Annotated in this window: 9 protein-coding genes and 1 tRNA gene; 4 read left to right on the top strand and 6 right to left on the bottom strand. The window is 71.7% G+C overall.

The window, feature by feature from the left end; genetic code table 11:
- Positions 1 to 117: 117 nt before the first annotated feature.
- From tmk to AB0I98_RS20475, 4 genes are all read left to right on the top strand, one after another.
- Positions 118 to 3,582 (top strand): dTMP kinase, encoded by a 3,465-nt coding sequence (gene tmk, locus AB0I98_RS20460; protein ID WP_362943617.1) that lies wholly within the window; start codon positions 118 to 120, stop codon positions 3,580 to 3,582.
- A 219-nt stretch (positions 3,583 to 3,801) separates the two neighbouring features.
- Complete coding sequence (locus tag AB0I98_RS20465) at positions 3,802 to 5,007, top strand: DNA polymerase III subunit delta' (RefSeq protein ID WP_362943620.1); 1,206 nt, start codon at positions 3,802 to 3,804, stop codon at positions 5,005 to 5,007.
- A gap of 386 nt (positions 5,008 to 5,393) precedes the next feature.
- The gene (locus tag AB0I98_RS20470) at positions 5,394 to 7,055 is read left to right on the top strand and encodes an alpha/beta hydrolase (RefSeq protein ID WP_362943623.1); all 1,662 of its coding nucleotides are present in this window, start codon (positions 5,394 to 5,396) and stop codon (positions 7,053 to 7,055) included.
- A 107-nt stretch (positions 7,056 to 7,162) separates the two neighbouring features.
- Positions 7,163 to 7,236, top strand: a tRNA-Thr gene (locus AB0I98_RS20475).
- Between the two features lie 45 nt (positions 7,237 to 7,281).
- On the opposite strand, the gene AB0I98_RS20480 is transcribed toward AB0I98_RS20475, so the two are convergent.
- The 6 genes from AB0I98_RS20480 to AB0I98_RS20505 all read right to left on the bottom strand — a co-directional run bounded on the left by AB0I98_RS20480 (position 7,282) and on the right by AB0I98_RS20505 (position 12,648).
- A complete protein-coding gene (locus AB0I98_RS20480) occupies positions 7,282 to 8,667 on the bottom strand; it encodes a tyrosine-type recombinase/integrase (RefSeq protein ID WP_362943626.1) in 1,386 nt (461 codons plus the stop codon).
- Between the two features lie 63 nt (positions 8,668 to 8,730).
- A complete protein-coding gene (locus AB0I98_RS20485) occupies positions 8,731 to 8,955 on the bottom strand; it encodes a helix-turn-helix domain-containing protein (protein ID WP_362943629.1) in 225 nt (74 codons plus the stop codon).
- Positions 8,956 to 9,077: 122 nt separating this feature from the next.
- On the bottom strand, positions 9,078 to 10,613 hold the full coding sequence (locus AB0I98_RS20490; RefSeq protein ID WP_362943632.1) for a phage/plasmid primase, P4 family: 1,536 nt from the start codon (positions 10,611 to 10,613) through the stop codon (positions 9,078 to 9,080).
- Positions 10,610 to 11,518, bottom strand: a complete 909-nt coding sequence (locus AB0I98_RS20495) for a bifunctional DNA primase/polymerase (RefSeq protein ID WP_362943635.1) — start codon at positions 11,516 to 11,518, stop codon at positions 10,610 to 10,612. Before AB0I98_RS20495 ends, AB0I98_RS20490 begins: the two co-directional genes overlap by 4 nt.
- Positions 11,519 to 11,607: 89 nt before the next feature.
- On the bottom strand, positions 11,608 to 11,895 hold the full coding sequence (locus tag AB0I98_RS20500; protein WP_362943658.1) for a MazG-like family protein: 288 nt from the start codon (positions 11,893 to 11,895) through the stop codon (positions 11,608 to 11,610).
- Positions 11,896 to 12,174: 279 nt separating this feature from the next.
- The gene (locus AB0I98_RS20505) at positions 12,175 to 12,648 is read right to left on the bottom strand and encodes a hypothetical protein (RefSeq protein ID WP_362943638.1); all 474 of its coding nucleotides are present in this window, start codon (positions 12,646 to 12,648) and stop codon (positions 12,175 to 12,177) included.
- Positions 12,649 to 12,822 lie beyond the last annotated feature (174 nt).

The following is a 12,822-nucleotide window of genomic DNA, read 5'->3' on the forward strand; positions in this document are numbered from 1 at the left end:
TCCGTATCTTCACTTCTGCTTCGCAAAACGCGCGCTCCGGCAACGCTTTGGTGTCGGGGCGCGCGCACGTTCGGACGGGCCCGTCGGGCTGTCGGTGGCTGCCGATAGGCTGAATGCATGACCCGAGCCGAGCAGCCAACGGCCCCTCACCCGGCCCCCGACGACACCCTGGTAGCGGATTCCCGCGAGCGTGCCGTCCGCGCTCTGCTGCGCCAACCGCAGCTGAAGCGCTTGTGGAGCGCGCACCTCGTGGGCGGAGTCGGTGATGTGCTCGCGCTGCTGGTGCTGGTCGTCCTCGCCCTCCAGGTGGCCATCGCCGAGGGCTCGTTCGGCGGCGGCTACCGGGGCGTGGCGTTCGCAGTGGCGACCGTCTTCGCCGTGCGCATCCTCGCGACGCTGCTCTTCGGGGCCGTGCTGCTGGGCCCGCTCACCTCTCTGACGTCCCAGGACGGTCCGCTCGACCGCCGCTGGACCATGGTCGGCGCGGACGGGCTGCGGGCCGCGCTGCTGATCGTCGCGCCGCTGTGGATCGACTGGATGCCGGACGACGCGCTGGCGGTCCTTCTGGTGACCGTCTTCGTGACCGGTGTCGCCGAGCGCTTCTGGACCGTGTGCCGGGAGAGCGCGGCGCCCGCGCTGCTGCCGGCCCCGCCCCCGGAGGGGGCGACGGTGCGCCCGCTGCCGGACCACCTGGACGCCCTGCGACGCCTGTCGATCCGTACGACCTTCGTGGCGATCCCCCTCGCGGCTGCCGCGCTCATCGCGGCGAGCCTGCTCAACAACCTGCTGGGCGCCGGAATCGACTGGTTCGGGCAGCACCAGGCCGCCCTCGCCTCGTATGTGGCGGCCGGTCTCTTCGCCGCCTCCCTGTCCGTGCTGTCCTTCCTGGAGCTGCCCGGCACTCGCACCCCGCGCGCGCGGTCGCCGCTCGAAGGGCTGCGCCGGCCCAAGAGCGGCGCCGGCGTCGACCGGGGCCGCACCGGCGCGCTGCCCCTGCTGGTGCTGGCCTGCGCCGCCGTGGCCGCGGCGATCGCGGCGGCCGTGGCGGTGTCGGTGCTGCACGCCAAGGACCTGGGCGGCGGCCCGGTGACGTACGGGCTGCTGGTGCTCGCGCTGACCGGCGGTGTCGTCGTCGGCATCCGTACGGCGCCTTCGGTGCTCCCCGCCCTGTCGCGCCGTCGGCTGCTCGCACTGGCCATCGCCTTCACCGGGGTCGCGCTGCTCGCCGCCGGGCTGGTGCCGGACCTGACCACGGTGCTGCTGATCGTCGCGCTGGCCGGCGTCGGGGCGGGCGTGGCCGCCAACACCGGGCACACGCTGCTCGACCAGGAGGCCGAGGACCACCGGCGGGGGCGGACGACCGAGCATCTGCACGCGGTCGTACGGGTCTTCGTGGCGCTCGGCGCGGTGATCGCACCCCTGGTGGCGGCGCTCATCGGGCCGCACCGGCTGGAGAACGGCAAGTTCGTGTTCGCGCACGGCGGCGCCGCGTTCACGCTGATGCTGGTCGGCGCGCTGCTGCTGCCGGTGGCCGCGCTGGTGCTGGCCAAGGTCGACGACCGCTCCGGGGTGCCGCTGCGGAAGGACCTGCGGGACGCGCTGCTCGGCGGCGACGACCCGGAGACGGTGCCCGCCGCGTCCGGTTTCTTCATCGCCCTGGAGGGCGGCGACGGTGCCGGGAAGTCCACCCAGGCCGAGGCGCTCGCCGAGTGGATCCGGGCCAAGGGGCACGAGGTCGTGGTGACCCGCGAGCCGGGCGCGACGCCGGTCGGCAAGCGGCTGCGGTCGATCCTGCTGGACGTGTCGTCGGCAGGGCTGTCGCACCGGGCGGAGGCGCTGCTGTACGCGGCGGATCGCGCGGAGCACGTGGACACGGTCGTACGGCCCGCGCTGGAGCGTGGCGCGGTGGTCATCTCGGACCGCTACATCGACTCGTCCGTGGCCTACCAAGGGGCGGGCCGTGACCTGTCCCCGACCGAGATCGCCCGCATCAACAGGTGGGCGACGAACGGGCTGGTGCCGCATCTGACCGTGCTGCTGGACGTCTCGCCGGAGACCGCGCGCGAGCGGTTCACCGAGGCGCCGGACCGGCTGGAGTCGGAGCCCGCCGAGTTCCACACGCGCGTGCGGTCCGGTTTCCTGACGCTGGCCGCCGCCGACCCCGGGCGGTACCTGGTCGTGGACGCGGGCCAGGAGCCCGAGGCCGTCACGACCGTCGTCCGCGCGCGGCTCGACCAGATGCTGCCGCTGTCCGAGGCCGAGATCCAGGCCCGCGAGGAGGCCCGCCGGAAGGCCGAGGAGGAGGCCCGGCGCAAGGCCGAGGAAGAGGCCGCCCGCAAGGCCGAGGAGGAGCGGCTGGAGCGCGAGCGCCAGGAACAGCTCGAGCGGCTGCGCGCCGAGGAGGAGGAGCGCAAGCGGCGCGAGCTGGAGGAGGCGCAGCGGCGCGAGGCCGAACGGCAGGCGGAGGAGGCCCGGCTGCGGGCCGAGGAAGCGCGTCGGCGTGCGGAGGAGGAGCGGGTCCGGCTCCTCGCCGAGGAGAAGGCGCGCGCCGAGGAGGAGGCCCGCCGCAAGGCCGAGGAGGAGCGGCGGCGCAAGCAGGCCGAGGAAGAGGCCCGACTGCGCGCCGAGGCGGAGGCCCGGCGCCTGGAGAAGCAGCGGAAGGCTGAGGAGGCGCTACTGCGAGCCGAGGAAGCACGCCGACTGGCGGAGCAGGCGGCGGCTGCGGCGGAGGCGGGGCCTCGGCAGGAGACGGCTTCTGGGGCGCCGGGTGGGGCTTCGGAGGCGACGCCGGGTGGGAGTCGGGAAGCGGCGCGGGGTGCTGCCTCGGGTGCGGCAGGCGGTGAGGCTCGGGAATCGGCGCCGGGTGCTGCTTCGGATGCGGCGCGCGGTGGGGCTCGGGAAGCGACGCACGGTGCGACGTCGGACGCGGCGCGGGGTGCGGCTTCGGACGCGGCGCGTGGTGCGGCTTCGGACGCGGTGACGGTGCCTACGCCGGTTGTGACGCCGGAGGAAGCTGCGCGCGGGCGGTCGGCTGAGGAGACGGCTGTGCTGCGGCCGGTGCGGGGGGATGCGGCTGAGGGTGGGACCGGCAAGGACGGTGCTTCGGAGGCCGGTTCTTCCGGAGAGGCCGGTGCTGGTTCCTCCGGGGTCGGCGAGTCCGAGGTGACGGCTGAGCTGCCCAAGCCCGAAGTGGCTCCTGGGGCTGCGGACGAGACGGCTGTGCTGCCGCCGGTGGTGCCTGGTGCCGCGGATGAGACTGCGGTACTTCCGCAGGTGCCGCCCGGTGCGGCGGACGAGACCGCGGTACTTCCTCCCGTACAGGGGGAAGATCCGGCGGACCGGGTTCCACCGGGGTTCTTCCGGGACGAGTCGGCGGGGGCGCGGCCGGACGGGACCGAGGACCGTACGCGCGAGATGCCCCAGGTCGATGCGGAAGGGACGCCTCGGCGGCGGACGCGGTCCGACTGGGCCGAGGAGACGCCGCTGGATGATCTGCCCACGCTGGCGGACGAATTGCTGGGGCCGCGCGAGGACGATGAGTTCGACGACGAGCGGGGTGGGGGGCGCGGTCGGCGGCGCTGAGCTCGGTTGGCGGGCAGGCCGTCCCGAGGAGGGCTCCCGGCGGTCCCGGTATCCCAGCCGTCTCGGCGGTCCCGGCTATCGCGGCCGTCCCGGCAGTCTCGGCGGTCCCGCCGTCTCGACTATCGCGGCCGTCTCGTCCGTCTCAGGAACCCCGTTGTCAGTGCCACCCCCCACAATGGAGGGCACAGCACGGACCGTGACGAAAGGGCGGGGTGACCCATGACCGTATGGGATGACCTGGTCGGCCAGGAGAAGGTGAGCGCGCAGCTCGATGCCGCCGCTCGCGATGCCGATGCCCTGGTCACCGCCGCGGCCACGGGCGCGCCGCCCCCCGAGGCGTCCAAGATGACGCATGCCTGGCTGTTCACCGGCCCTCCCGGCGCGGGGCGCATCCAGGCGGCGCGGGCCTTCGCCGCCGCGCTGCAGTGCGTCAGCCCCGACCGCGCGCTCGGCGGAGCCCCCGGCTGCGGGTTCTGCGACGGCTGTCATACGACCCTGATCGGCACGCACGCCGACGTCAGCACGGTGGTCGCCGTGGGCACGCAGATCCTCGCCGACGACATGCGGGACACCGTCCGCAAGTCGTTCACCTCGCCGGCGACCGGCCGCTGGCAGATCATCCTCGTCGAGGACGCCGAGCGGCTGAACGAGAAGTCGGCCAACGCCGTCCTCAAGGCCGTCGAGGAGCCCGCCCCCCGCACGGTGTGGTTGTTGTGCGCCCCCTCCATCGAGGACGTGCTGCCCACCATCCGCTCCCGCTGCCGCCATCTGAACCTGCGGACGCCCTCGGTCGACGCCGTCGCCGACATGCTCGTACGACGTGAGGGCATCGAGCCCCCGGTCGCCGCCGCGGCGGCCAGCGCCACCCAGGGGCACATCGACAACGCCCGCCGCCTGGCCACCGACCCGGCCGCACGCGAGCGCCGGGCCGCCGTGCTCAAGCTGCCGCTTCGGGTCGACGACATCGGCGGCTGCCTGAAGGCCGCCCAGGAGCTTGTCGACGCGGCTGCAGAGGACGCCAAGCAGCTCGCCGCCGAGAGGGACGACAAGGAGACCGAGGAGCTGAAGGCGGCGATGGGCGCGTCCCAGGGCGGCCGGATGCCGCGAGGCACGGCCGGCGTGATGAAGGACCTGGAGGACAAGCAGAAGCGCCGCCGGACGCGTACGCAGCGGGACAGCCTCGACCTCGCCCTGACCGACCTCACCGGCTTCTACCGCGACGTCCTCGCCCTCCAGCTCGGCTCCCGCGTGGCCATCGCCAACGCCGACGCCGAGGACACCCTGCAGCGCCTCGCCCGCGCCGGCTCCCCGGAGTCCACACTCCGCCGCATCGAAGCCATCGCCGCCTGCCGAGACGCCCTCGACCGCAATGTGGCCCCGCTGCTGGCCGTGGAGGCGATGACGATGGCACTGAGAGCGGGCTGACGGGCAGCGGTCCGGCGACCTCGAACATGCGGGGGCGGCCGGTGTGTTGACGACGTAACTCGTACGAGGCACAACTGCAGCAGCCGTCGGAGGCGGGACGTGCGGTCGTGCGGGACAGGCCCCGCACCTGGCCGAGGCGGAACTCGTACCCGTACGTGGAAGGCCCAGCACATGTCCGAGGCGGGACGCGTACCCGTACGGGAGCACCGCAGGCCCGATCGTCGGCCAGTCTGCGTCGGACCTGCGTCGGACCTTCGTACGACCTGTCTCCGACCGACAGCCGATCCGCATCCGACCCGCATCCGACCGAGACCTGACTTGCACACCTGCGAGCCACACCCTGCACGCACAGCAACCAGTCCACCGCGCAGGGTTACGCTCGCTGGATGCACATCAGGCGCGCCTCCCGACCAACCAACCGGAGCCCCAAGCCCGAGCCCAGGCTCCAGCCCTCCGCCCGCCACGCCACGGACACGGCAGGCACCCCCCGCACCACCACCGCTGCTGCCGCCCTCCTCACCGCAGTCGCCCTGCTCGCCTCCGCCTGCTCCTCCGGAGGTGGTGCGACGACGTCGGCCGGTACGGCGGCCGAGGCGGCGCTGGTCGCGCTGCCGCGGGCGACGCCGGCGGCGCTCTCGCCGTTCTACGAGCAGAGACCGGGCTGGCGCGGCTGCGGGGTCCCCGGGTTCGAGTGCGCGACGATCAAGGCGCCGCTCGACTACGACCGGCCCGACGCCGGCGACATCGGACTCGCCGTCGCCCGCAAGAAGGCCACGGGACCGGGCAAGCGTCTGGGGTCGCTGCTGGTGAACCCGGGCGGGCCGGGCGGCTCGGCGGTCGGTTACCTGCAGGCGTATGCCGGTGTCGGCTACCCGGCGGAGGTCCGTGCCCGCTACGACATGGTGGCGGTGGACCCGCGCGGGGTCGCCCGCAGCGAGCCGGTCGAATGCCTCGACGGGCGGGAGATGGACGCGTACACCCGGACGGACTCCACGCCCGACGACGAGCGGGAGACGACCCAACTCGTCGACGCGTACAAGAAGTTCGCGGAGGGCTGCGGCAGCGACTCGCCCGAGCTGCTGCGCCATGTCTCGACTGCCGAGGCGGCGCGGGACATGGACATCGTGCGGGCGGCGCTGGGGGACCGGAGGCTGAACTTCGTGGGGGCGTCGTACGGGACGTTCCTCGGTGCGACGTACGCGGGCCTCTTCCCGGACCGGGCGGGGCGGATGGTGCTGGACGGCGCGATGGACCCGTCGCTGCCCGCCCGCCGACTGAACCTCGACCAGACCGCGGGCTTCGAGACGGCGTTCCAGTCCTTCGCGAAGGACTGCGTGCAGCAGCCGGACTGCCCGCTCGGCGGCAAGGGCACGGCGCCGGCGAAGGTCGGCGACAACCTCAAGGCGTTCTTCACGAAGCTCGACGCGCAGCCCATCCCCACCGGCGACGCGGACGGCCGTACGCTCACCGAGTCCCTCGCCACCACCGGCGTGATCGCGGCGATGTACGACGAGGGAGCGTGGGCGCAGCTGCGCGAGGCGCTCACCTCGGCGATGAAGGAGAAGAACGGCGCGGGCCTGCTCGTCCTGTCCGACAGCTACTACGAGCGTGGCGCCGACGGCCGCTACACGAACCTGATGTTCGCCAACGCCGCCGTGAACTGCCTCGACCTCCCGGCCGCCTTTGACACCCCCGAGGAGGTGCAGAGGAACCTCCCCACCTTCGAGAAGGCCTCCCCGGTCTTCGGCGAGGGCCTCGCCTGGGCCACCCTCCCCTGCGCGTACTGGCCGGTGGCACCCACGGGCGTACCGCGCCGCATCGAGGCCAAGGGCGCCGCCCCGATCGTCGTCGTCGGCACCACCCGCGACCCCGCGACGCCCTACCGCTGGGCCCGCGCCCTGGCCGGCCAGCTCTCCTCCGCCCGCCTCCTCACCTACGAAGGCGACGGCCACACCGCCTACGGCCGCGGCAGCGACTGCATCGACTCCACGATCAACGCCTACCTGCTCCGCGGCACCCCTCCCACAAAGGGAAAACGCTGCTCCTAGCCCACCCCACCGGCCCCGGAACGGGCGGCCCGGGGCCGGTACGGAGCACCCCCCGAAACTGTGTAGACTTACCGACGTTGCTGATCGCACCATAGTGCGGACAGCGCGCCGCCTTAGCTCAGATGGCCAGAGCAACGCACTCGTAATGCGTAGGTCTCGGGTTCGAATCCCGAAGGCGGCTCTCTCCAAGCCCAGCTCAGACAGTGTCTGAGCTGGGCTTTTGCGTTCAGCGGATGCGGCGGCGACGCTGCGCGCGTGCCGCGCGGCGGTCCGTGGTCTCAGTCCTGGTCTCAGTTGTGGGTTCAGGGCGGGGCATGAAGTGGTCTCCCATGCGGCGCATCGCGTCCTTCGAGAGGTGTGATCTTCCCTTCACGTACCGCCGGGTCTGGCTGATCTGGGTGTGCCGAAGGATCTCCATGATGGTCGGCATGTCCACCCCGAGTTCGTTCAGGATCGTGCCGGCGGTGTGGCGGCTGCCGTCGTACAGGCGCCGGTCGTCGATGCCCGCTTCAGCGAGCAGGTCTTTGAACTCCTCCCAGTCGGCGCGAGGGTCGAGGGGACGGCCGTCCGGCCGCGTGAAGAGCGCATCATGCTCCTGCCACGATTCGCCCGCGGCCTCCCGCATTTCTTCCTGCTGTGCTTTGTGCTCGTGCAGGTACGGGATGAAGGGCGGCGGGATCGGCACGGGGTTCGTGCTCTTCTTGGTCTTGGGGCGGGTGAAGACCAGGCCACCGCCTTTGCGCTCGGGGCACGCGCTGGCGTGCTTCTTGCAGTCCTTCAGGCACGGCTTGGGGCACCCGCGCTTGTAGTTCTTGTGCGTCCGACAGTCCGGCGGGCAGGGGTCGAAGCGGTGGAGGCGGGCGCCGCACGCGCGGGCGTCCTGGCAGCCGTGGCGCCAGGTGAGGCGCTGAAGCTGCCACTGGGGGTGGAAGAGCTCCGCGTCGAAGTCGACGTAAGCCCATCGCAACCCCAGGGCTTCCCCTTGCCGGAAGCCCATCCCGACGCCCACGCACCACCGCATGAAGGTGGGCCGCTTCGCCGCGGCTTCCAGGAAGGCTTTCGCCTGCTCGGTCGTGAACGGGTTCGCCTCGGTCTCGTCGACTGTCGGCGGGTCCACGAGAGTGGCCACGTTCTCCCCGATGATCCGGCGCCGGTGGGCAATCTTCAGGGCACGCGAGAGGATCCGGTGCACCTTGACGACGTGCGACGGGGCGTGCCCCTCATCGAGCATGGCGCGGTACATCCGTTCCAGATGCTCCGGCGCGAGCTTGTCGAGGCGGTGTTTGCCGACGCCGGGGATGATGTCGTTCCGGGTCTTGGACCAGTAGTCGTCCAGGGAGCGCGGCTTGAGCTTCAGGGATGCGATGTCGGTCAGGTACGTGTTCATCCACTGCTCTACGGTCGGCTTGCGTCCGGCCTTGGGCGCGCGGCCCTTGTCGCGGAGAGCTTCCAACTCCCTGACCTTGCGCTTGATTTCCGCCTGGGTCCGCGCTCGGCGGTGGCGTCGGTCCGGTTCTCCGTTGTCCTTGACGCCCATCGTGACGCGGCCGTGCCACCAACCGTCACTGCCCAGGTAGATGGACGATTCCATGTTCGGCTTGCGGGGGCTCAATGTTCCTCCATGCGAGAGGCGGCCCCGGACGTTCGGTCCGGGGCCGCCTCGGCTGCGGTTTGATCAGTTGGTGACGGGTTCGAGACTGTCCACGTACGCCACAAGGTCACTGCGGCGGATACGGCGCGAACGGCCGCGCTTGACGTACTTCAGGACTCCTTCGGCCATCAGCTCGTAGACGGTCGAACGGCCGTAGCTCAGTACCTCGGCGGCTTCCTCGGGGGTGTAGAGAAGCCGACCGATGGGGGCGTCGATGGCGTGGCTCAGTGCCTGTATGGCGGTACTCATCCGAGACGTCTCCTCGGGGTTGAAGACGGGGCCGGTGCCCGGGGCGAGCTGGAGTGACATTGCGCTGAGTCGTGACTCATCGCGACTCAGCGAGGGTTCGAGGGGGCGTGAGACGCGATGAGTCACGACTCAGCCAGATGTGGGTGGGACTGGCTGAGCGTGATTCCGTTGTAGGTGGCCACCTGCCGGCCGTAGGCGTCCCGGGGACGCGTGCGGTTGAGCTGGGGGACAACGGAGAGCAGGTTGCGGCCGAACATCTGCTTGGTCCCGATGGCCTTCACGCCGTTGTCCTCGGCCCACTCGCGCCAGACGGCCCACAGGGTGTCTACCGGGATGCTGCACGTGGGCCCGGTGGTGCAGCGCTCGCGGATGAACGCGCTGGTGGGTGAGGCGGTGTCCTGCATGGTGGTGACCGCTTCCCGGCTGCACGCTGGCTCTGTGATCCTGCCCTTGGCCTCCAGCCGGGCAAGCCCGTCCAAGGCCCAGTTCAGGATGCCGGGCATCTCGGTGACGAGCCGGTCGAACAGGGCGGGGTCTTCCTTGCCCAGCCACGACACGGTCATGTTGAGCACCACGAAGCGGCGGGCGATGACGCCGGAGGAGTCGCCGAAGTGCGGCAGCTCGTTGGACAGGATCATCAGCCGGGTGGGGAGCTTGCCGGTCCACACCGCGCGGTACTTGCGGTCGACGTCGATGGTGTCTTCCCCGGAGATGGTCAGCAGCCGTTCGACGACTTGGCTGTTGTCGTTGCCGGACAGCCGGGCGTCGGAGATTACCGCGAGCGGCTTGCCCACCAGGGTGGACAGCCCGAAGTTCGTGCCGAGCCCGGCGAGCGTGGGCCCGGCAAGGTTCTCCCTGCCGACCAGCTCTTTCAGCACACGGGCGATAGTGCCTTTGCCAGAGCGGGACGGACCGACCATGAGAAGGATCTTCTGTTGGTCGGTGCGGCCGGAGAGGACGTAGCCGAACCACTCCTGAAGCGACTGGATCGCGTCGGGGTCATTGGGCCAGATCTTCCCCAGGAACTCTTCCCAGGTCGGCGCGGTCGCTGTGGGGTCGTAGGTGAACGGGACGGACACCAGGTTGAAGAACCCGGGGCTGTGCGGCAGGAGCGCCCTGTCCCGGATGCGCAGCAGCCCGTTCTCACACGCCACGATCGGCCCGTCGTCCCGCTCGCTCGCGTCGCCGTTGGCGTCGAGCCAAGCGGGAGCGTCCAGGTCCGTGGACAGCAGGGTGATGGAGCCGAGGGCGTCGAGAAGGTTGCTGATCTTCTGCTTTGTGGGGGCCCAGTCGCGTTCCTCGGTCTGCCCGTCCTTGGCGGGTGCCTGGTAGACGGCGTGTTCGAGGCGCTCATACATGTGCTTGCGTACCTGCGCTTCGTCCAGCTCGCGCCAACTCGTGCCGGTCCAGCGCATCCAGGACGCTCGCCAGCGTCGGCACACAAGGTGCCCATCGTCGGTCTGCCAGTCGGGCAGGAGACGTCGGGCGACGGCCAACGGGTTGGACGGTGAGGGCAGTTCTTCCGCATGCGGGTCCGAGCGAAGGGCAATGGGGACGCCCTGACGGGCGGCGCCTGTCGGCTCGCCCACGGCCGTGTGTGGCGCGGCCTGCACGGCGTCCTGCGGGCCGTCGGCAGGGATGTCGGGCCGGGGCATCATGATTCGCCTCCCTGGCCGGTGTTGAGGCCGTTGGTGACGGCGCGGCGGGCGTAGTCCTCCGGCACACCCACGGCGACGGCAGCGGCCACGATCTCTTCCCCGAGGGCTTCCAGCCCGCACGGGCCGGGGCATGCGGTGTGCTGGACGGCGAGGAACCGGGCCACGCCGAAGGCCTGTGATCCCGCGCCCGATTCGGTCCGGGCGCGTACGAGGGCCAGGCCGCGGTCGAGGCCGGTGCGTACGAAACCTTCGGTGTGGCCGCAGCCGGTGGCAGCGTGGCGGCTCCAGGGGGCGCGGGGGGTGGAAGACACCACCTTCCGGGGGGCGGGGGTGGTGTCTTCCTTCACGATCAGGGCGCGTACGGCCGACGGCAGGTCGAGCATGCGGCCGGTGCCGTGGCCGAGCCAACGGGCGTACTGCATGTGCGACTTGATGTCGACGCCGGGGCGCACGGCGTTGGCCGAGCGCATCACGCTCCGGTAGATCCAGTGCTGTCCGCGCGTGGTCGGCACGGTCCGGGTGCGGGGGAGCGTCTGGCGTGCCCAGGCGACGGCGGCCGGGGTGTCGAGGTCGACGACGGTCAGCCCGGCGCCGCCGGGGTGGTAGCCGATGGCGACGGCCTCACGCCAGGCCGCGGCCCACGTGGGGGAGGTGAGGACGCGGGGGTCGAGGGTGGCGGCGGCCCATGCGTGGCAGGGCGCCGGGCACTGGCAGGGGCCCGCGCTCTTCATGTTCGGCCGGCCGCCGCAGGCGCCGCCCGCACAGCGGGGGCAGTTGCCGAACGGCACCTTCCCGGCGCGCAGCGGCAGCGGCGGCACGCCGTGCGCGGCGAGTTCCAGCGCGGTGCGCATCAGCTCAGCCGTGGCGGGCCCGCGGTCTCGCCGATGGTCGGTGAGTTGGGTCATGCTGGGTGTCTCCAGTCCTGTTGCAGGGTGCTGGGGGACAAGGGCGGCCCCGGATCTTTGCCGAGACGTGGGGGCCGCCCTTGGCGTAGCTAGAAGGGCGTGGTGTCCAGCAGTGCGGCGAGCCGTCGGGCGCGCTCACGCACGATGGCGTTCAGCGCGGACTCGGGGTCGTCGGTGAAGCTGTGCATGGCGACCATGGCCGTAAGAATCACGTCCGCGAGTTCGGCGGTGACGTCGGCGGCGGTGTGGGTGGTGCCCTTGCGGGGGTTCTGGCCGCGCATGCCGATGTAGGCCTGTGCCGCTTCTCCGGCTTCTTCGGTGAGCTTGAGCAGCCGCAGGGTGGTTTCCTGCTCGTCGGTGCCGTTGTGGTCGTTCAGCCAGTCGACGGCGGTGCGGGCGTGCTGCCAGGCCGGGTTGTGGTGGGCGGCGCGGCGGATGAGGCTCGCCATGGTGGCCACGGTGGGGTAGTCCCACTGCCCCATCCAGTCCACGATCAGGCGGTCGTACGCGCCCAGTTCCACGCCCGCGGTCTTCAGTTCGGCCAGCAGCGCTGCGCGCTGCATCCTGTTGCCGATGAAGCCGCGCGGGGCAATGTCCAGAGGGGCATCCGAGATGGGATCGGGCTGCGGTTCGTTGAACACGTGGGTCCTCCTTGGTCAGCCGTGGAAGTGGTTGCGCTTGATGACGGCCTTGCGGATGTTGACCGTGCTGCCGCGCCCGGCGTTGATGGCGCGCATGGGCATGCGCCAGGCGAGGACGGCGAGGGCGATCCACATCGCGCCGCCGGAGGTGAATCCGGCGGCGGCGCTGATGACTTCGCCCACTGCCCAGCCGACCCCGGCGGCGAGGGCGCCGCCGCCGATCCCGGCGCCGATGAAGCGCTGAGCGATCGGGTCGAGCAGGGGCAGCGGGGTCAGGTCGCGCGGCTCCGGGATGGGCATGGGCGGCGGGGCGAGGTGTTTGGGCATGGGGACCATGCGGCCGTAGGCGTCGGGCACCCAGACCACGGGGCCGCGTTCGGCGGCGAGTTCGACGGCGGCCGGCGCGGGCGCGTACAGCTCCAGCGATGCCGGGTCGTACGCGGCGGCGGACGGGGTGTGGGGCCGCAGGGCGGGGGCGTGGTCGTGCATGGCTGGCCTCCTAGATCTTGCCGAGGGCGTCGACGACGGCGGCGGTCAGCTCGTTCATCGGCTCGGAGGCGCCGGTGGAGGCGAGGTAGAAGCCGAACATCATGGCGACGAACGCGGCGCCGTAGCCGAGGGTCTTGGAGCGGAGCAGGAAGAACAGGACCAGGCCGAACAGGG

The sequence above is a fragment of the Streptomyces sp. NPDC050211 genome (assembly GCF_040656035.1).
Classification (GTDB): Bacteria; Actinomycetota; Actinomycetes; order Streptomycetales; family Streptomycetaceae; genus Streptomyces.